This is a genomic window from Pseudoalteromonas sp. KG3, from assembly GCF_030436385.1.
GTDB classification, from domain to species: Bacteria; Pseudomonadota; Gammaproteobacteria; order Enterobacterales; family Alteromonadaceae; genus Pseudoalteromonas; species Pseudoalteromonas prydzensis.
In genome coordinates this window covers 148236-167185 of the sequence record NZ_CP098524.1, presented here as the reverse complement: position 1 = coordinate 167185, position 18950 = coordinate 148236, and the positions used below count along the sequence as shown (strand labels likewise).

General features: G+C 42.3%; 19 protein-coding genes. 14 read left to right on the top strand and 5 right to left on the bottom strand.

Features of this window, described 5'->3' with window-relative positions; all coding sequences use genetic code 11:
* Window positions 1-89 precede the first annotated feature (89 nt).
* From NDQ71_RS19240 to NDQ71_RS19200, 9 genes are all read left to right on the top strand, one after another.
* Window positions 90-1043, top strand: a complete 954-nt coding sequence (locus NDQ71_RS19240; protein WP_192542409.1) for a slipin family protein — start codon at window positions 90-92, stop codon at window positions 1041-1043.
* 17 nt (window positions 1044-1060) lie between these two features.
* Window positions 1061-1513, top strand: a complete 453-nt coding sequence (locus tag NDQ71_RS19235) for an NfeD family protein (RefSeq protein ID WP_301562952.1) — start codon at window positions 1061-1063, stop codon at window positions 1511-1513.
* 270 nt (window positions 1514-1783) lie between these two features.
* Window positions 1784-2458, top strand: a complete 675-nt coding sequence (locus NDQ71_RS19230) for an ABC transporter ATP-binding protein (protein ID WP_301562951.1) — start codon at window positions 1784-1786, stop codon at window positions 2456-2458.
* Window positions 2452-3420, top strand: coding sequence for an HlyD family efflux transporter periplasmic adaptor subunit (locus NDQ71_RS19225; RefSeq protein WP_301562950.1), 969 nt, complete (start codon window positions 2452-2454; stop codon window positions 3418-3420). The genes NDQ71_RS19230 and NDQ71_RS19225 overlap by 7 nt, the downstream gene beginning before the upstream one ends.
* Window positions 3413-4582 (top strand): HlyD family efflux transporter periplasmic adaptor subunit, encoded by a 1170-nt coding sequence (locus NDQ71_RS19220; protein ID WP_064665201.1) that lies wholly within the window; start codon window positions 3413-3415, stop codon window positions 4580-4582. The genes NDQ71_RS19225 and NDQ71_RS19220 overlap by 8 nt, the downstream gene beginning before the upstream one ends.
* The gene (locus NDQ71_RS19215; RefSeq protein ID WP_301562949.1) at window positions 4579-5772 is read left to right on the top strand and encodes an efflux RND transporter periplasmic adaptor subunit; all 1194 of its coding nucleotides are present in this window, start codon (window positions 4579-4581) and stop codon (window positions 5770-5772) included. Before NDQ71_RS19220 ends, NDQ71_RS19215 begins: the two co-directional genes overlap by 4 nt.
* A complete protein-coding gene (locus NDQ71_RS19210; protein ID WP_301562948.1) occupies window positions 5772-7007 on the top strand; it encodes an ABC transporter permease in 1236 nt (411 codons plus the stop codon). Before NDQ71_RS19215 ends, NDQ71_RS19210 begins: the two co-directional genes overlap by 1 nt.
* A gap of 5 nt (window positions 7008-7012) precedes the next feature.
* Window positions 7013-7885, top strand: a complete 873-nt coding sequence (locus NDQ71_RS19205; protein WP_301562947.1) for a patatin family protein — start codon at window positions 7013-7015, stop codon at window positions 7883-7885.
* Between the two features lie 87 nt (window positions 7886-7972).
* Window positions 7973-10174 (top strand): carbohydrate-binding family V/XII, encoded by a 2202-nt coding sequence (locus tag NDQ71_RS19200; RefSeq protein ID WP_301562946.1) that lies wholly within the window; start codon window positions 7973-7975, stop codon window positions 10172-10174.
* A gap of 60 nt (window positions 10175-10234) precedes the next feature.
* Here the strand turns inward: NDQ71_RS19200 and NDQ71_RS19195 are convergent, their stop codons facing one another.
* The gene (locus tag NDQ71_RS19195; protein WP_225736695.1) at window positions 10235-10786 is read right to left on the bottom strand and encodes a YdeI/OmpD-associated family protein; all 552 of its coding nucleotides are present in this window, start codon (window positions 10784-10786) and stop codon (window positions 10235-10237) included.
* 115 nt (window positions 10787-10901) lie between these two features.
* Complete coding sequence (locus NDQ71_RS19190) at window positions 10902-12431, bottom strand: methyl-accepting chemotaxis protein (RefSeq protein WP_301562945.1); 1530 nt, start codon at window positions 12429-12431, stop codon at window positions 10902-10904.
* Window positions 12432-12695: 264 nt separating this feature from the next.
* Here NDQ71_RS19190 and NDQ71_RS19185 point away from each other — a divergent pair, with 264 nt between their 5' ends.
* Window positions 12696-13166 (top strand): DM13 domain-containing protein, encoded by a 471-nt coding sequence (locus tag NDQ71_RS19185; RefSeq protein WP_301562944.1) that lies wholly within the window; start codon window positions 12696-12698, stop codon window positions 13164-13166.
* A 7-nt stretch (window positions 13167-13173) separates the two neighbouring features.
* On the opposite strand, the gene NDQ71_RS19180 is transcribed toward NDQ71_RS19185, so the two are convergent.
* The 3 genes from NDQ71_RS19180 to ahpC form a co-directional block, all read right to left on the bottom strand.
* Window positions 13174-13578, bottom strand: coding sequence for a GFA family protein (locus tag NDQ71_RS19180; RefSeq protein WP_283709083.1), 405 nt, complete (start codon window positions 13576-13578; stop codon window positions 13174-13176).
* A 129-nt stretch (window positions 13579-13707) separates the two neighbouring features.
* On the bottom strand, window positions 13708-15282 hold the full coding sequence (gene ahpF, locus NDQ71_RS19175; protein ID WP_301562943.1) for an alkyl hydroperoxide reductase subunit F: 1575 nt from the start codon (window positions 15280-15282) through the stop codon (window positions 13708-13710).
* 123 nt (window positions 15283-15405) lie between these two features.
* Complete coding sequence (gene ahpC / locus NDQ71_RS19170; RefSeq protein WP_192542415.1) at window positions 15406-15975, bottom strand: alkyl hydroperoxide reductase subunit C; 570 nt, start codon at window positions 15973-15975, stop codon at window positions 15406-15408.
* A gap of 240 nt (window positions 15976-16215) precedes the next feature.
* On the opposite strand from ahpC, the gene NDQ71_RS19165 reads away from it, so the two are divergent.
* From NDQ71_RS19165 to NDQ71_RS19150, 4 genes are read left to right on the top strand one after another with little or no spacing between them, the layout of a single operon-like run.
* Window positions 16216-16635 carry a DUF3429 domain-containing protein gene (locus NDQ71_RS19165; RefSeq protein ID WP_192542416.1) on the top strand — a complete coding sequence of 140 codons (420 nt, stop codon included), beginning with the start codon at window positions 16216-16218 and terminating at the stop codon, window positions 16633-16635.
* Between the two features lie 57 nt (window positions 16636-16692).
* The gene (locus NDQ71_RS19160) at window positions 16693-17064 is read left to right on the top strand and encodes a hypothetical protein (RefSeq protein WP_064665213.1); all 372 of its coding nucleotides are present in this window, start codon (window positions 16693-16695) and stop codon (window positions 17062-17064) included.
* Window positions 17064-17861 carry a class I SAM-dependent methyltransferase gene (locus tag NDQ71_RS19155; RefSeq protein ID WP_192542417.1) on the top strand — a complete coding sequence of 266 codons (798 nt, stop codon included), beginning with the start codon at window positions 17064-17066 and terminating at the stop codon, window positions 17859-17861. Before NDQ71_RS19160 ends, NDQ71_RS19155 begins: the two co-directional genes overlap by 1 nt.
* A 2-nt stretch (window positions 17862-17863) precedes the next feature.
* Window positions 17864-18850: a Gfo/Idh/MocA family protein gene (locus tag NDQ71_RS19150; protein ID WP_301562942.1), complete on the top strand. Its 987-nt coding sequence runs from the start codon at window positions 17864-17866 to the stop codon at window positions 18848-18850.
* The last annotated feature ends 100 nt before the right edge of the window (window positions 18851-18950 follow it).

Sequence of the window (18950 nt, the reverse complement as noted above, 5' to 3'; positions counted from 1 at the left end):
GCTCAATGGTAACCTAGGTTTAGTCACGCAAATAAGTACATAAGTAATTGTGTGACACGCCGTACTGGCCACTATTAAGGAGAGTATCTATGGACCCTATCGCGCAAATTCTCAACATGTTATTTACTGTTGAAGCGTTTTTACTGATTTTTGTTTTAGTGCTGCTAAAGAGCAGTGTTAAATTTGTACCACAAAACCGTGCTTGGCTCATTGAACGTTTTGGTAAATACCAATCAACTAAGGAAGCCGGTTTGAACTTTATTGTGCCATTTGTTGATCGTATTGCCGCTGATCGCAGCTTAAAAGAGCAAGCGCAAGATGTACCTTCACAATCGGCTATCACCAAAGATAATATTTCGCTGTCTGTTGATGGGGTTTTGTATTTTCGTGTACTTGACCCGTACAAAGCCACTTATGGCGTTGATGACTATGTGTTTGCGGTAACACAACTATCACAAACCACTATGCGTTCAGAGCTCGGTAAAATGGAGCTGGATAAAACATTCGAAGAACGTGATGTGCTAAATACTAATATTGTCACCTCTATTAACCAGGCAGCTGAGCCTTGGGGTATTCAAGTATTACGTTATGAAATTAAAGACATTGTGCCACCCCAGTCAGTAATGGAAGCGATGGAAGCGCAGATGAAAGCGGAACGTGTTAAGCGTGCGCAAATTTTAGAATCAGAAGGTGACCGCCAAGCAAACATTAACGTTGCTGAAGGTAGAAAGCAAGCACAAGTACTTGCTGCAGAAGCCGAAAAGGCCGAACAAATACTACGTGCAGAAGGTGAAGCCCAAGCCATTACAGCTGTTGCACAAGCACAAGCTGATGCACTGCGCAAAGTCGGTGAAGCGGCGGATACTGAACAAGGTCAAAAAGCGATTCAGTTAGACCTTGCTACCAAAGCCATTGCCGCCAAACAAGCTATTGCTAAAGAGTCGTCAGTGGTTTTATTACCAGATAACGGCACCGATGCCAGCTCCATGGTGGCGCAAGCAATGTCGATTATTAACACCTTAAATACCAAGCAAAAAGGTTAGTTGCAAAGGAGCGAAGTATGCAGTTTATTATAGATAATTTACCGCAAGCACTAATGATATTAGGTGTACTAGCGCTGATAATAGAAGTAGCTGTACTGGGTATGTCTACATTTATATTATTGTTTTTAGGTATCTCTTTATTTGCTACAGGCTTGATGATGAACTTTGGTTTACTCGATGCATCACTCACCACCGCACTTTGGAGTAACACACTAATAACCGCAGCTTGCGCATTATTATTATGGAAGCCGCTAAAACGCATGCAAGAAAACGTAGACAGCAAAGATGTAAAAAGTGACTTCGCTGAGCTCGATTTTGTACTTACTAATGACGTTAATGAATTAGGCCTGAGTACTTATTCGTACTCAGGAATAAACTGGAAATTAAAAAGCCATCAACCATTAACCGCCGGTACCCATGTAAAAGTGGTGAAAAAAGAAGTCGGCGTAATATGGGTTGAAGCCATCTAAGTTAGTATACTTTACAAAACGTAGCGCGAAGTCATTTTCGCGCTACCTGTCCCCTTGCAAAACAGCTAAACAGCTAGATTCAAAACAGCTGCAATTTGCACCTACGACACGTTAACCACGCAAATCCTTTTTGATAACAAATTGTTAACCATTGATTTTATTTGCAAATAAACCTTCCTTAATCTGACTGCGAGCTGAATTTTTACTTGTTTCGTAGCACATTTATCGCTAGTTTAGGCTGTTATAAATTATAAAAATAAAAAGTACACTATGATCAGGGTTGAAAATCTTTGCCGTACTTATGGTGCTGGTGAGACGCAAGTAACGGCATTAAAAAATGTGTCGTTGCATATCAAGGAAGGTGAATTTGTTGCTGTAATGGGGGCTTCTGGCTCAGGCAAATCTACCCTAATGAATATTTTAGGGTGTTTAGATACACCAACATCAGGAGGCTATCTACTCTCCGGTGAAAGCATCAAAGAAATTGATGATGTGAGCCTCTCAGCTATTCGTAATAAGAAGATTGGCTTTATTTTTCAAACCTCCCATTTGCTTACTCGCTTAAGTGCACAAGAAAATGTCGCCCTGCCACTGCGTTATACCGATACTCCAAAACAACTAGCTAGCGAGCGCGCACTGGCAATGCTTGATAAAGTGGGCCTAAGCTCTCGGGCACATCATAAACCGTTTGAAATGTCCGGTGGCCAACGCCAACGTGTTGCCATTGCCAGGGCATTGGTAAACGAGCCAAAAGTCATTTTTGCCGATGAACCGACCGGTAATCTTGATAGCAAAACATCCCATGAGATCATGGAATTACTTTGCACGCTTCATCAACAAGGCCATACCTTAGTAATGGTAACCCACGAAGAAGATATTGCAGCCTACGCAAAACGCATCATTCGCATGAAAGATGGTGTGGTCATTGAGGACAGTGGATGTTAATCAAACAATTAATCAAAACCAGCCTAGTGTTATCACTAAGCATCGCTTCATACGCAAGCGTTGCCCAGAACTTACTGTTGAGCGGCGAACTCAAAGCCAGTGAGCAGCAGCTTTTTTATGCTCCAAAGTCTGATAACTGGCGAGTGCAAGTACAATGGATGATGGAAGAAGGCGAGATTGCCCAGCAAGGCGATGTGGTGGTGGTATTTGATAGCGGCTCTATTGCCAGCGAAATTGAACAAGATGAAGTAAGTTTGGAAGCGGCAAAGGAAGAACTGGTTCGAGTTACCACCAGTAATGAAGAAAAACAGATTGAAGCCGAGTTTAACTTTAAGCGCACCGAATTATTATTGCAGCGAGCTCGCATTGATGCGGCGATACCGCAGGCAAATTTAAGCACTTATGATTATCAAAAAAACCAGCTTGAACTTGAAAAAGCCCTGATCAATAGACAGAAGTCATCCGAAGAGTTGTACCAAGTTAAAACAGCAAATAAAGTCGCTCACAATAAACAGCTGCTCACCATTGAGCAATTAGAAACCAACTTAAAATATAATAAAACCCAACTGGCCAGTATGAGCATTAAAGCGCAGCGCACAGGCCCAGTACTTTATGCAAATCATCCATGGAATGGTGAAAAAGCCTTTGTTGGCATGACAGCACAACCCGGCTGGAAAATTGCTGAAATTCCCGCTATGAGTGAGCTTTATATTGAAGCTTGGGTGCACGAAATTGATTATCAAAAGCTCAAGCTCGATCAACCAGCTCAACTACTATTTGATGCCTATTTACAGCAACCACTGCAAGCCAAATTAACCGAAATATCCACTCAGCCAGAAGAGCGACTGCAATGGGGTAAAGACGCCTACTTTAGAGCGCGTTTTAATTTCAGCGCTTCAGGATTAAAGTTATTGCCAGGTATGAGCGCAAAACTCACTATAGGAGCGAGTGCTGATGAATAATTCTCTCTATTTTAAAACATTACTAATAAGCTCAGTGCTGTTATTAACCGCCTGTGATGAGCAAAGCGAGCAAAACTTCCATGTTAAAAACAGTGATATTGTCCTAACCGTTAAAGCAAATGGTGAACTTGAGTCATCAACCAGCGCAATCATCGCCCCGCCTTCCGTTGCGCGCATGTGGCAATATCAAATAAAAACCATGCAACCGGAAAACAGCCAAGTAAAAAAAGGCGATGTGGTGGTGTCGTTCGACGATAAGCAAGTGCGTGACAAACTAATCGATAAACAAGGCGATCTAGAGCGCGCTAAAAAACAACTTGAGAACGCTAAAAACAAAGAGCTAATAAAAGAGCAAGAGCTGACTCTGCAAGTCGCTGAAATGAAAATGAACTACGATAAAGCCAAACGTAAAGCACAAATTGTTGATAACTCGCGCTCTGAGGTCGAACGCAAAAAATCACAAATCGATTTTACCATTGCCAGTAACGACTTAACCCTAGCAAAAAGCAAACAAGCGTACCAACAACAAAGCAAAGAGCTCAATTTAAAAATGGTGCAAAGTAAAGTTGCTCGCCTGCAAAGTGAAGTTGATGGTTACTTGCAAGATATTGAACGCTTGAAAGTAAAAGCACCGATCGATGGCTTAGTCATTTACAAAACTAATTACGAAGGCGAAAAGTCATCAATAGGCGAAAGCGTGCAATTTGGCCAACCGGTTATCGAACTTGCCGTATTAGCAAACATGCAAGTCAAAGCGCAAATAGACGAGCCAGATAGCGGTAAAATTGCCCCCGGCCAAGTGGTTAAAATCACTATTGATGGCAGTACTGAAATCGTGGTCTCAGGTAAAATTGACAGCTTAGGACGGGTATTTAGAGAAAAATCCCCACAAGATAAACGCCGGATTGTCGATGCCATCGTCAGTATTGACGACCTTGATACCAGTGTGATCCGCCCAGGTCTTACAGCCCGTTTAGAAATAACCACAGCTGCCCTCCCCCAAGTATTGAGTATTCCCTTAGCCAGTATACAGTACGACCAGCAAGGGCCTTATGTTGAGACGACTAAAAGCAATAAGCAATTTATAGAGATCAGCCACTTTACCGATAACCTTGCAGTGGTAAAAAGCGGTTTAAACGCAGGTGACGAGGTGAAATTATGAACATAAAGTTGAGCCTAAGTTTACTTGCCATTTTGGTATTGACCGGCTGCGCACCAGATAACACAGTTCAAAACGCGCTGACCTATACAGTCAATAAACATCAATTTGAAACCGTTGTTGAAGCTAAAGGCCATCTGATTGCAGCGAATGAAACCATTATCACTGCACCGGCTTCTTCGCGAGGGCCGCAAACCTTAGCCTGGCTGATGCCCGAATACAGCCAAGTTAAAAAAGGTGACGTGATTGCCCGTTTTGACGGCGAACAAATGCGTCGTCAAAGCCAGAAAAACACCAATAAAGCAGCCTTAACCGCACAAGATTTAGCACAAAAATCCGCTGAAATAGATAAAGACAAAGCAATTTTAAAGCATGACATTGTGTTAGTGAATGAAGAGAAACAGTTTGCCGAAGACTACTCGATTGAAGATGAGCGTATTCGTTCAAAACTGGATATTTTAGAGTCACAACAAAACGTTGAATTTTTAAATGCTAAACACGATTACTATGATTGGCAAACGACTCGCTTTGAGCAAAGTGCGGCTGGTGAACTCATGTTACTAAAGATGCAAGAGAATCAATATAAACAAAAGCTTGAAATGCTCAACACGAATTTATCGCTGCTGGAAATTATTGCCCCACATGATGGCCTGTTAACTCACAGTACCAATTGGCGCGGCGAAAAACCTCGCGCTGGTGAGACCTTATGGCCGGGGCAAAAAATAGCGGCACTGCCTGACGTTAGCCAAATGCAATTAGTGTTATATGTGTCTGAGCGCGAAGCCATTGATTTAGCTCCAGGACAAGCTCTGCAATTTCAACTGATTGCTTTGCCAGAGCAGCAATTTAGTGGTGAGCTCATTGAGGTATCGCCGTTTCCTAAGTCGATAAAACGCGGCGATCCGCAAAAGTACTACGAGCTAAAAGCAAATATTACCCAACAAACCACTGTCCTGCGCCCAGGTTTAAAGCTCAATGCGCGCATTTTAGTGACCCCCGCAAGCGAGCGTTTAGTAGTACCAAAGCAAAGTGTGTTCACTGAACAAAATGCCCATTATGTCTATGCAGAACACGGTGGTGAATTTATAAAAACCGCCGTTACATTAGGCAAACATAACCTCAGCCATGTTGAAATTCTCGACGGCTTAGCAAGTAGTGATGTGGTTTCTCTGATAGATATAAAGGACATCTAATGAAGTATTTAAGTTTATTTATCGACACCACTTTAGAGCTTGCTCAGCACAAACTGCGCACGCTACTCACTTTGCTAGGGATGATTTTTGGTGTCGGTGCAGTAATAGCCATGCTAAATATTGGTGAAGGCGCTGAGCGCGAAGCAATGAAAATGATTGACTCCATGGGCTTATACAACCTAATCGTTAATGCCAAAGAGTTTGATGAAAAAGAGCTAAAAGAGCAACGTAAACACTCCGCGGGCTTGAGCTTACGTGACGCCGAAGTGGCCCACGACTCACTGCCGTTTATAACCGCATTTTCCGCACAAAAAAACATCGAAACTTACCATATTTTTAGCCAATATAATAATAGTGATGGCCGTGCGGTAGGGGTCAGCGCTAATTATTTTCAACTGTCTCACTTTGAGTTATTTCAAGGTCGGGCGCTAAACCAAGCTGATGATAAAAATTTTGCTCAAGTAGCGTTACTAGGCGCTAATACCGCTAAGCAGCTATTTCCACTGGGGGATGCACTTGGCCAGCAAATAAAGATTAACCATCTATGGTTTGAAGTGATCGGTATTTTACAAGCGCCCTATTTAAAGAAAAAAGAATTCCAAGGGGTAAAACTTGGTAACGAACAAAACCAAGTATTTATTCCTTTGAGCACCGCTTTACATCGCTTTGAAAGTGGCCTGCTTGATAGTGAAGTGAGCAGTTTAAAACTGGCGATAGATAAAACCGTGGACCCGATTATAGCCGCGCAAGCGTTGGAGCATTTATTAAAAAATCGCCACAGCGATATCGACGATTTTGAACTAGTAATACCTGCGGCGTTATTGGCGCAACAAAAACAAACGCAACAGATTTTTAATATTGTAATGTCCTGTGTGGCCGGTATTTCCTTGTTGGTCGGCGGTATCGGTATTATGAATATCATGCTGGCCACTGTGCTTGAGCGCACCAAAGAAATTGGTTTGTTACGTGCCGTTGGCGCCACCCAAGAAGACATTCGTGTTCAATTTATTGCCGAGAGCTTTACCATTTCTATTTTAGGTGGCCTACTGGGTGTGGTATTTGGTATTGGTTTGTCTGAAATTATCTCAATGTACTCGCAGTGGGCTGTATCGTGGTCAATGACCGCCATCGTGCTGTCGTTTAGTATTTGTGCGCTAGTCGGCCTTATTTTTGGTGTATATCCGGCAATCAAAGCGTCACAACTTGATCCAATTGAAGCACTACAAAGTGATTAACTTAAATGTTAGTCGTTAAAGGAGACAATTCGGTGAACAGCAACAAACACGCCCTTGTTGTAGAAGGCGGTGCTATGCGTGGTATCTTTGCCACTGGTGTACTCGATGCGTTTTTAACAGCTCAATATCAGCCATTTAACCAGTGCTTTGGAGTATCTGCGGGAGCAACCAATATTGCAGCCTATTTATGTGGCCAACATAAACGTAATCATGCAGTGATCACTGACTATTCTTGTCGGCCTGAGTTTATCAATTTAACGCGTTTTATACGTGGCGGTCACTTGTTTGATTTAGATTGGCTATGGCAAACTACAATGGCGGAAATTAGACTAGATTTAGCCGAATTTGCTAAACAGCACAGTGAGTTTTTTATTGTAGCAACAGATATCGCCACAGCAACGGCGCAATATTTAAAAGCAACACCTGAGCTGATGGAGCAACAACTCAAAGCCTCATGTGCGATACCTATCGCCTATCGTGATTACCCTGAAATTAATGGCATTACCATGACCGACGGCGGCGTTGCAGATTCAATTCCTGTGCGCAAAGCGTTTGCTATGGGAGCCGAAGAAATCACCGTGGTGTTATCGCAGCCACTTGGTTATCGCAAAAAACCCAGCAAGGCACCTTGGCTTACTGAAAGGCTTTATAAAGATCACCCTGCTCTTGCGCGTGCCTCCATAGCACGTGCTGATAACTACAATGCCAGTATCGACTTTATCCACAGCCCCCCTGCAGGGTGTAAAATCAATATCATTGCCCCCCCCACTGATTTTAAAGTGGGGCGTACCACCAAAAACTATCAAAAGCTCAGCGCAGGTTATGAAATGGGTGTTACAGCCGCAGCGCAATACTTAAAAAACATGCTTAGCAGCTAATAATTCATCCATTGAACTTTTTCTGTTCAATAATAACCTATACTGGCATAGTAACTACATCAACAGTTAGTAAGGAAACCTGTATGAATGCTTTTACTAAGGCCAAAAATGCTTGTGTATTTTATCGCCTTGACCACCTGCCTTTTATCTCTCAATAGCGTTGCTGTTGAATGGCCTCAAGAAGTGGACACCTCAGAAGGCACGATTGTGGTTTACCAACCACAGCCCGAGACACTCAAAGGCAACACGCTTACCGCGCGATCTGCTATGTCATTCAAATTAAAAGATAGCGATCCAATTTTTGGGGTTTTTTGGTTTAATGCCAAAATTGATACCGATCGCAGCAACGACAGCGCAACAGTGCATAATATAGATGTTACTAAAGTGCGCTGGCCTGATTCAAAAGACGCCGGCGAGCAACGCTTTACCGCTGCGGTTAATAACGCGCTCAAAGAAGTGCAGTTTGTTACATCACTATCGCAACTCACGGCTAGTCTCGAAAGTGCCGAAGCCGCAGAAAAGAGTTTATCTGAACTTAAAAATGACCCGCCAAAAATAATCTTTGCCGACAAACTCGCGGTGCTTTTAAGTTTTGACGGTAAACCTAAATTTAACGCAATTGAAAACAGCCCTTACGAGCGCGCTTTAAATCCCCCCATGACGGTAGTTCGTGACACTAAATCAAAAGCCGTTTACCTCACCAGCGGCCATACTTGGTATCAAGCTAAAGATGTTATGGGCCCCTATGTGCAAACGAAAACACCACCTGCGGATCTTGTTAAAATGGTCCCAAAACCAGAAGATGATGCCCCAGTAAGCCAAGTTGCACCGCAGATAATTGTTGCGACCGAACCCACAGAACTCATCGTAACCGATGGCACCGCTAACTGGAAAAGCCTCACTGGTGGCGAGCTTATGTATGTTAATAATACCGAAACGCCATGGTTACGTGAGCTTAAAACCAGCAATATGTATGTGCTGCTTTCAGGACGCTGGTATCGCGCTAAAAAACAAACCGGCCCTTGGACCTTTGTTAGAGCAGATGAGTTATCAAGCAGTTTTGCCAATATTCCCCCGGAGTCTGATTTAGCTGGATTACGCGTGTCAGTTGCAGGCACGGAAGAAGCAAACGAAGCAGTGCTCGATGCACATATTCCACAAACAGCAGCCATTAGCCGTAAAGATACTAGTTTAACAGTGACTTACGATAGCGAACCTAAGTTTGAAAAAATCCCTGGCACCCAAGTAGCTTATGCAGTAAACACCGGTGCACAAGTGCTATTGGTAGACAAAAAATACTATGCAGTTGATAACGCGGTGTGGTTTAAAGCAGATTCCCCGAAAGGCCCTTGGAAAGTTGCCGATGAAATTCCTAAAGACGAAATTGCAAAAATTCCACCCAGCTCGCCGGTCTACAACGTGACTTACGTCGATATTTATGAATCAACCCCTGAAGTCGTTTACGTAGGTTATTACCCAGGTTACATGTGGTCATACCCTTACTATGGCGTGCCTGTGTATGGCACTGGTTGGTACTACCCACCGTATTGGGGCGGCGGTTATTACTACCCTCGCCCACCAACATGGGGCTTTAATGTCGGCTATAACCCCTGGACGGGCTGGAACTTTGGTTTAAGTTGGAGTAACGGTTTCTTTAGCATAGGTATTGGTTGGAATGCCGGTTTCCCAAGTGGTGCTCGCCCTGGCATTTATTGCTGTTCGGGTTGGTATGGTGGTGGCTATCGCGGTCCTGTAGTGATCAACACCGGTGATATTAATATTGGTAATAAAGTGAATATTGGTAATCGTAATAATATCAACATTGGTAGTAACAACCATACCAATAACTTGTACAAACGTGGCGATAACATCAAGCGAAATGCAGCACCAGCACAAGTAAAGCGTAATTTTAAAACCGCCCGCAGTAACCGTGATGCTAAAAATAACCTGTTTGCTGATCAGCAAGGCAATGTTTTAAAACACGACGGCGATAAATGGCAACTGCGCAGTCAGAACAAATGGCAGGAACTTGATAGCGCACAGCAGCAACAAATCAAAGATAGAGCCAATAATATTGACCGCCAACAACTAAAAGACAGAGCCAGCACCATTGACCGTGATAAAGCGCGTTCAGCGTTACAAAATAACCAAGCGCAGGACTTGGCCCGTTCACTGTCGAACCAACGTATGCAACAACTCAATAACGCCAATAGAGCACGTCAGCAAGGTTTTCAGCGCCAGCAACAAATGCGCCAACTACCTCGTCAATTACCCAGACGCGGGCATTAGTTTAGTTCACAATTAAAAGAGCGGCGGCATTAGCCGCTCTTTTTCGTTACAATTTTAAGCTTAATCAGCAGCTTGAGGTGCACTAAACGCCTTACTGTAAAAACCTGAAGAGTCAAAACAACAGACTCTCTTTTTACCCGACGCTAGCATATTACATGCATCATTAATGCGTTTTGTTCGCGTTTTTTGTTGCTTAGCTGACGTGATCCAATGGATCCAATCTAAGCGAGCAATTGTGGTTGTCGCATGCCATGTAGTTTGAGCTTCACTTGATGCCTGCAATGCATTAGCAAGATCAGCGGGTACTTCAGGCTCAGGTTCTTTATCTACAGCAACAACTTCAAATAGTGCATCCGCCCCGATCACCGCACCAGATAACTCAAGTTGTTCCTTATCAATGCGTAGCCAGTGACTTTTCTTACCATCTGGCTCTAACAAGGCTTCAAAAGCATAGCCGTTGATAGTTGCGATGACTGTTATACGGCCGCGTCTGGCCAGCACTGCGCTTACTGCTTGAGGCAGCACCACAAAGGCCCATGATTGACCTGTATTAGGTTTCAGTGGCTGAGCCGTAAATTGTGCTTTGCTGTGTTCGTTGGTCATATCTTTCATACTAAAACGTTAATCTGTCAGAGCTTGCGACACCGAATTACAACTGTACCCCTTAATTTTATGAATTTCCATTCAATCTTGATGCTGGAATAGGATTATAGAAAGTTCCAGTTGGCTATATTTTAAACTCATTCACTTGCTGTTGCAGTGTCGCTGCGAGCATTGCCAGCTCTTGTGAAGCTTGTGCATTTTGCTGCGAACTTTCACTAACAGAGGCAATACTAGCGCTAAACTCGTTTATGTTACTGCTCAGTTCATTGGCAACCATTTTTTGCTCTTGCGTTGCAGTTGAAACTTGCGTATTCATTTCAGCAATTTCTGTTACTTCTTGGTTTATTTCAGTCAACACTTGAGAGGAATATTGCGCGTGCTCAACACTTTCTTGGGCACTGCTTTCTGCATTACCCATAGCACTCACTGCCTGCTGAGCCATGCCTTGCAGCTTGCTGATCATGTCATTAATACTCGCGGTGGCTTTTTGGGTATTGTGCGCAAGCTGCCTGACTTCATCCGCAACTACAGCAAAGCCTCGCCCTGAATCCCCAGCTCTAGCGGCCTCAATCGCAGCATTCAGTGCTAACAAGTTAGTTTGCTCAGCAACACCTTGGATCATCATCACCACCTGATTAATATCATTCGTTTGCGTATTAAGATCAGTGATTAATTGGGTATTCGCATTGACAAGCTTAGACAAGGTTTGAATTGACTCAATATTATCAGCAACAGCTTGCTGCCCTTGCTGTGCTTTATGATCTGCATTAGTGGCTTTATCTGAGGTTGCTAAGGCATTTTGTGCAACTTGCTCAATGGCACTACTCATTTGCGTAATTGCAGTGGCAATCATGGCTGATTGTTGCTCTTGCTCAGTAGCGGTAGTGGCCACTTGCTCACTGATTGAATTCATTTCTTCGGCTGCGGACGACAGTGTTAGTGTTGCCCCCGTTACATCCGTCACTAAAGTATGAATACGCGACAACATATGATTAAAATTACGAGCAGTGTCCGCAATTTCATCGTTACCGAGTACATTTGCTCTTATTGTTAAATCTGCATTACTGGCAATTTGGCTAATTGTATCGCGCAGTGCCATCAATGGGTTTTGAATCGAACGATAAATAAAGTAGCCAATGACCAATAACAAAATAATTAGTACCGATACTAACAACTTCATGACTAAGCTAATTAATGCAAAATTTTCATCTGCTTGATTTTTAAACTGGTTAGCTTCCTCTAGTTGCAGATCTATTAACGCTTGATAGCTTGCACTGAGCGGGTCAAATACACTATATAAATCAGTAACAAACTGTTGTTGAGAAAGGGAGTCAAAGGTCCCATTACGTATTTGACTTAACAAGTTTTCAAGGTGCTGTTGAACAGGAGCCAGCTTTTGTTCAACAGTCGCCGTTAAGCCTTTTTCTTTGTTGGTTAACTCCGTACTAAGATAATTTTCCCACTCTTTATCGGCGGTATTTTTCGCTTTTTCAACAGCGCTCAACAATGCAGCTTGAGTCACCGTGCCCGCCCAGAATTTATGAAATAAATCAACAATATTAACGACATAGCTATCGGATACCGTTTTTATCTGCTTCAACGGTACGACACGATTATTGTATAAATCATCAATTCCTTTGACTAATCCTCCCATAGGTTAATCGAAAATATCGCAGTAATCATAAAAATTATTACCGGTAAAATTGCTAACACAATCAAACGAGAACGAACCAAGTAGTTATTTAACATAGTATTCCAACGACTGCACCTGTAAAAATTAAAGTATAATACTTAATTTGCAAGCTTCTCGTTATTTTGTAATCTTTTTTGCAATAATTAATCTGTATTTAGCTTTTCTGTTATTGTTGAACTAGATTATAAAAGAATATAGAAAGTGTAATTTTAATGGGGTTTGATCATGGCTAAAACACTGATCCGAACATGTACATATTTAATCGTTTTTGCCTTTGGTTTTGCTGCAGGTATATATGCTTTGCCAATATTAACAGCACCTGACGGCCCCAGCCAGTTAGAGCTCGCAAACCATGCACAGCAGGCATTATACAAAGGTGAGTTTAGAGATGATCTGGCAGGCTCCGATAGCTTTCATTATGGAGTTGGCGAAGTTCGGTTGACTAATAGCGCGATTTCTTTTGCTGGTACATTAAGCCCAGGCCCGGATTATCAATTGTATTTGGCCAATCGTTTTATTGATAATGAAGCTGATTTTTTGGCTTATAAAGGCACTATGACACGTGTTGCCAGCGTTAAAACCTTTGATGGTTTTATAGTCACAGTGCCGCAAGGAATAAATATTGCTGACTTTAATACTGTGATTGTCTGGTGCGAAAGTTTCAATGAATTCATCAGCGCTGCACAATACCAATAAAAGTTAATTATCGGCTTGGTTCAAATCCATCATACTGGGCTAAATCACTGTTTAACAACTCCCAATTAGCCTTTGAACTAACAAAGTTATGACTAATTGGCCGCTCAGTAATATCACTGTCAAGAATACCCAACCTTAACCTTAAACGTGATATATCATCTATGTTTTCACTGTAGACGGGGCTGCCGCAGGCACTACAAAAATGACGAATACGCCCTGGCTTAAATTCAAATGCCGTTAAATTATCTTGCCCTTGAGTTACTTTAAAATCAGCGCGATTAATAAACCCGTTAGTAGCAAATGCAGTGCCGCTGGACTTACGACACAACGAGCAGTGGCAATGAATAATACTGTCGATTGGGCCATCAACTTGAATCGCTACTTTTTTACACAAACAACTTCCTTGATACATTCACTTTCCCCGATGTTTTTTAAAAATATAACATAAGCCTCTTGTTTTAAATACAAAAAAAGCCGCCTTTGGAGAGGGCGACTTTGGAGAATAACAGTCATGGGTGTATGGCTGCTAAATCAAGAGTAGTTAAGCAGCTTCAGTGCTTTGCTCACTGTGGCGAATTAAATAATCAAACGCCCCTAAACTAGCCGTTGCACCACTGCCCATAGCAATAATGATTTGCTTAAATGGGGTATTTGTTGCATCCCCAGCACCATAAACCCCTGGCAGTGAGGTTGCTCCTTTGGCGTCTATTAAAATTTCACCAAATTGACTGAGTTCAAGCTCACCACCTTTTAACCATTCGGTATTGGGTATTAAACCTATTTGTACAAAAATACCTGCCAGCGTTAACTCTTTGCTATCGCCCGTCACACGATCAGTGTAAGTCAGTCCAGTTACTCGCTTACCATCACCTAACACTGCTGTCGTCTGCGCATTCTTAATAATAGTAATATTTTTTAAGCTTTTCGCTTTACGAATAAGTACTTCATCGGCACGCAAGGTATCAGCAAATTCAAGTACCGTAACGTGTTCAACAATGTTTGCTAAATCAATGGCGGCTTCAATGCCCGAATTACCACCACCAATAACAGCAACCGGCTTACCTTTAAATAATGGCCCATCACAGTGCGGGCAGTACGCCACACCATGGCCTCGGTATTGTTGCTCACCCGGTACGTTCATTTCACGCCAGCGTGCGCCCGTAGCAAGGACTAACGTCTTAGCTTTAAGCGTCGCACCATTTTCAAGTGTAATTTCATAACCATTATTAGCACGCTGAAGAGAAGCCGCGCGTTGGTTATGCATCACATCTACATCGTATTCTTTAACATGCTCTTCAAGTTGAGCGACCAGTTTTGGTCCTTGCGTAGCTTGCACAGAAATAAAGTTCTCAATTGCTAAGGTATCAGCAACTTGGCCACCAAATCTATCCGCAACTATACCGGTATTAAGCCCCTTGCGCGCTGAATAAATTGCCGCCGATGCGCCTGCGGGACCACCACCGACAACCAGCACGTCAAATTGCGCTTTCTCACTGAGTGACGCGGCTTGGCGTGCCGCCCCTTTTGCATCAACTTTATTAAGAATGTCAGTCAGGCTCAATGCACCTTGACTAAATGGTTCACCGTTTAGGTATACCGCTGGAACAGCTAAAATGTTGCGCTCTTCAACTTCGTCTTGGAATAACGCACCATCAATCATAGTGGCTTTAATTTGGCTATTAGTAGCCGCCATAGTATTGAGTGCCTGTACAACCTGCGGGCAAGTTTGGCAGCTTAAACTAATGTAAATTTCAAAATTAAGCGCTTGATCCAGTGATTGTATTTGTTCAATGTCTTCTGCCTTCGCTTTGCTTGCGTGGCCGCCGGTATGTAATAAGGCTAACACTAAACTAGTGAATTCATGTCCCATTGGTACACCGGCAAAAGTGATATAGGTCTCTTTTAACGAGGAATGTACAACCATAGAAGGACGGCGAGCGTCAATATCAGGGTTGTTCAATACTGTAATTTTATCGCTTAACGATGCGAGATCGTGAGCCAAGTTTTCAAGTTCTGTTGATTTGTTGCTGTCATCCAAGGCGATAAGCAGCTCAACAGGTTGAGTAAGCGATTCAAAATGGCTTTTTAATTGATTTTTAATGTTGTTATCTAACATGGCTGCGCCCTTGTTTTCAGCGAAAGAAAACCCACCACATGCTAATGTGCTTAAAAATCGCGTGGTGGGAGTTGTTAGCGCGACTTAAGCCGCGCTTAATGTAGCTAAGCTACAGATTAGCAATTAAATTTTGCCAACTAGGTCAAGTGAAGGTGCAAGTGTGTCTTCACCTGGCTGCCAAGAAGCTGGACATACTTCACCATCGTGCGTTGCAATGTACTGGGCTGCTTGTACTTTACGAACTAGCTCTTTGGCACTACGACCGATGCCTAAGTCGTGCGTTTCAATTACTTTGATTTCGCCTTCAGGGTTCATTACAAACGTACCACGAAGTGCAAGGCCTTCCTCTTCAATCATCACGCCGAAGTTACGTGTAATACGACCCGTTGGATCGCCAATCATTGGGTAAGTGATTTTACCGATTGTGTCTGACGTGTCGTGCCATGCTTTATGAGTAAAGTGTGTGTCAGTAGATACTGAGTACACTTCAACGCCCATCTCTTGAAGCTGTGCGTAATGATCTGCAATATCACCTAATTCCGTAGGGCACACAAATGTGAAATCTGCTGGGTAAAAGAAGAAGATTGACCACTTGCCCAGTACATCTTTTTCAGATAGCTCTACAAAGTCACCATTGTGGTATGCAGTTGCGTTAAAAGGTTGGATTTTTGTGTTAATTAATGAAGTGCTCATAGTATTCCTCATTTATATATAAAAGTATTTAAGTTACTCAACACAGCCTATTAAAGGCCTTCTGCGTTGGCTTGATTAGTATAATAAGGCGAAAGGAAAATTAAATAAAATTGATTGTTTAGATTAATTCAATCGATTTTTAGGATTGAACTATTTAATTACAGTATTCGTATTTTCTTTGTTGTTCATAATGCTGCTACAATAGCGGCGCTTAAAATATGCAAACAAGGGCATGCTGTTATGGAAAAATTTGTTAACCACATTCAACTTGGCTATCTAGGTCTGCTGCCCTTTTTAGGTTGTGTTGCTTGGCCGCTTTTATTAGGCAGCAATAGCGTAAACTTAGAATTTTTCACTTTTTATAGCATCGCGATATTGGCTTTTATGGCAGGTAATTTATGGCGGGCAGGTTCGCAAAATTATAGTGACGCAATTAAAGCAGTCGCACCGATTATTCCAATCCCTTTCTTATCATTTTTACCGACTGAATGGATGTTAGCTTGGTTGGGGCTTAGCTTTTGGCTAGTCCTGTTATTTGAAAAAACCACCCTGCAATGGCAGAGCTACCATGCTGATTATCAGAAAATGCGCTTTGTATTAACGTCAGTGGTGTTCGTTTGCCATGTTTTTGTAATTGGTATTAGTTTATACCCTAACTAACTCGCCCTTTAAAACGGATTAATGTACCATCCGGGCTCTGCTTTTTGAGGATAAACTATGATAGACCAATTGCGCCAACAGCTTGATCAACTCGGTGAAAACTACGTTGAAAAAAACGCTCACTTCAAAATTAAAGTGATCCCTTTTTTTTGTGCGATTCAAATTAAAAAAGATCACAAAGGTGAAGGTCGGCTTTCATTTTATTCCAATCAATGGCTCGAAATTGCACTAGTCGTGCTGTTTTTACTGTTTGGTTTGATGCTATTTGACACCAATGCAGGCTTTACCCATGGTCCAATTCATATTGCAGTTGCGGTATTAATCAGCTTCAATTTAATCATCAAACAGATTGCCATAGAAGGACTAAAAACTCGCCTCGCTTTTTGCCGTTTGGTTGAGCATGACGCTAAAAAAACACCTGCAGAATAATGTATTTAAATCCAAATTGGCGCATCCTTACGGTTGGCGATGGTGATTTATCGTTTTCCTATGCTTTAGCAACTGATATCAAACCAACTAAATTGGTTGCTTCAACCTATGACGATGCAACCACACTTACCAAAAAATATACTGATAACGCGTTAACTGCACTTAAGGCAAGCAATGTAACTGTATTAAATAGCTTTGATGTAACAAACCCAAAAACCTGGCAACGTCTAAACGGTGAGTTATTTGATATGGTGGTGTTTCAATTTCCACTTATCCCTGCATTTGTTGGGCAAGCGGCTTTTCGAGAAAATACGGCCAGTATTAATACACTTAACCGCGCATTACTGCATCAATTTATTAAATACGCCACTGACTTTGCTCTAGATAAAAATGGCCCTATGCTTTGCTACATCACGTCTAAAGATGTAAAGCCGTATCGTGAGTGGAATATTGAAGGCAGTGTAAACAAGGGACTAGCGGCTCGTTACCTTGGTCAAATGCCATTTGATATTAGCTTATTTCCCGGTTATAAAATTCGTAACGTTGACCGTGATAAACACGTTAAAGACACCAGTGGTATTAGTTATGTTTTCAGCCCTAAAACCGTGCCTGAAGTGGAGAGCAAATTAACCATACCAAGCTACCTAACCGCAGACAGTTGCCCACTTTGCCGTGTAGGCCCCTTTCACGGCGAAGAAGATAAACAAAAACACCTATTAGCTAAAAAGCATCAACAAATGTTAGCCTTTGAAGCAGACTGGCAAGCATGGCTTGCACAATTTAATCCTCAGGAGTAATCATGAATTTTGTAATCGTCGGCACCAATTTTATTAGTGATACTTTACTTGCGGCTGCAAAAACCGTCAGCGACTTTACACTTTATGGCGTGTGCTCACGAGCCACTGAAAGTGGCGCAGCTTTTTTAGCTAAACATGCAATCAGTGATGCAAAAATATTTACCAATATTGAACAAGTGTGTGCCGATGAGAATGTTGATGCGGTGTATATTGCAGCGCCAAATAGTTTGCATAAAAGCTATGCTGTAGCCTGTTTAAATGCAGGTAAACACGTATTAGGTGAAAAACCGGCTGCCGCTAATAGCCAAGAATTAGCTGCGATTTTAACCGCAGCAAAGCGCAATAATCGCCTCTACATGGAAGCGATGATGACCACTCATCTACCAAATTTCACGGTATTACGCCAAGCAATTGAGAAAATTGGCGTTCCTCGTAAATACATTGGCCAATACAGTCAATATTCATCTCGTTACGATAAATACAAAAATGGCGAACGCCCTAATACGTTTTTACCTGAGTTTGCCAATGGCGCTTTGGTCGATTTAGGGGTATATCCACTGTATATTTTAATTGCGCTATGGGGAGCACCAAACAGCGTACAAGCCAGTGGGGTATTGCTTGAAACAGGTGTTGATGGCGCCGGTGATGTGTTACTTAATTACAGTGATAAGCAAGCAGTGATCAGTTATTCAAAAATATCTCAAGGGGACAATTTTACTGAGATCCAAGGTGAAAAAGGCCGTATTCGCATAGAGGCTGTTTCGTTGTTAAAACGTATGCAGTTTATCGCCAACGATGGCACTGTAGAAGAATTATCACAGCCATTTGATGAGCATTTTATGCGTCACGAAGTTGCCCATTTTATTGCCACGGCAAAAGCCAATCAATTAGAGTCGTCAGTCAATACTCATCAACTGAGTATAGATGTTATGCATGTGCTTGATAAAACAAGGCAGCAGCTTGGCGTGAGTTATCCAGCCGACTTATAGTAGGCATCGTATTTAGTAAGTCTTCAGTAACTCTGCATATATTTAGCTTAAACTAGCGAAACCATTTAAGGCTGTATATCAACAGCCTTAAATTTTCTTG

Excerpts from the sequence above, each read along its gene's own strand:
- NDQ71_RS19240 (WP_192542409.1), top strand. The coding sequence starts at position 90 with ATGGACCCTATCGCGCAAATTCTCAACATGTTATTTACTGTTGAAGCG.
- NDQ71_RS19235 (WP_301562952.1), top strand. The coding sequence starts at position 1,061 with ATGCAGTTTATTATAGATAATTTACCGCAAGCACTAATGATATTAGGT.
- NDQ71_RS19230 (WP_301562951.1), top strand. The coding sequence starts at position 1,784 with ATGATCAGGGTTGAAAATCTTTGCCGTACTTATGGTGCTGGTGAGACG.
- NDQ71_RS19225 (WP_301562950.1), top strand. The coding sequence starts at position 2,452 with ATGTTAATCAAACAATTAATCAAAACCAGCCTAGTGTTATCACTAAGC.
- NDQ71_RS19220 (WP_064665201.1), top strand. The coding sequence starts at position 3,413 with ATGAATAATTCTCTCTATTTTAAAACATTACTAATAAGCTCAGTGCTG.
- NDQ71_RS19215 (WP_301562949.1), top strand. The coding sequence starts at position 4,579 with ATGAACATAAAGTTGAGCCTAAGTTTACTTGCCATTTTGGTATTGACC.
- NDQ71_RS19210 (WP_301562948.1), top strand. The coding sequence starts at position 5,772 with ATGAAGTATTTAAGTTTATTTATCGACACCACTTTAGAGCTTGCTCAG.
- NDQ71_RS19205 (WP_301562947.1), top strand. The coding sequence starts at position 7,013 with ATGTTAGTCGTTAAAGGAGACAATTCGGTGAACAGCAACAAACACGCC.
- NDQ71_RS19200 (WP_301562946.1), top strand. The coding sequence starts at position 7,973 with ATGCTTTTACTAAGGCCAAAAATGCTTGTGTATTTTATCGCCTTGACC.
- NDQ71_RS19195 (WP_225736695.1), bottom strand. The coding sequence starts at position 10,786 with ATGAAAGATATGACCAACGAACACAGCAAAGCACAATTTACGGCTCAG.
- NDQ71_RS19190 (WP_301562945.1), bottom strand. The coding sequence starts at position 12,431 with ATGGGAGGATTAGTCAAAGGAATTGATGATTTATACAATAATCGTGTC.
- NDQ71_RS19185 (WP_301562944.1), top strand. The coding sequence starts at position 12,696 with ATGGCTAAAACACTGATCCGAACATGTACATATTTAATCGTTTTTGCC.
- NDQ71_RS19180 (WP_283709083.1), bottom strand. The coding sequence starts at position 13,578 with ATGTATCAAGGAAGTTGTTTGTGTAAAAAAGTAGCGATTCAAGTTGAT.
- ahpF (WP_301562943.1), bottom strand. The coding sequence starts at position 15,282 with ATGTTAGATAACAACATTAAAAATCAATTAAAAAGCCATTTTGAATCG.
- ahpC (WP_192542415.1), bottom strand. The coding sequence starts at position 15,975 with ATGAGCACTTCATTAATTAACACAAAAATCCAACCTTTTAACGCAACT.
- NDQ71_RS19165 (WP_192542416.1), top strand. The coding sequence starts at position 16,216 with ATGGAAAAATTTGTTAACCACATTCAACTTGGCTATCTAGGTCTGCTG.
- NDQ71_RS19160 (WP_064665213.1), top strand. The coding sequence starts at position 16,693 with ATGATAGACCAATTGCGCCAACAGCTTGATCAACTCGGTGAAAACTAC.
- NDQ71_RS19155 (WP_192542417.1), top strand. The coding sequence starts at position 17,064 with ATGTATTTAAATCCAAATTGGCGCATCCTTACGGTTGGCGATGGTGAT.
- NDQ71_RS19150 (WP_301562942.1), top strand. The coding sequence starts at position 17,864 with ATGAATTTTGTAATCGTCGGCACCAATTTTATTAGTGATACTTTACTT.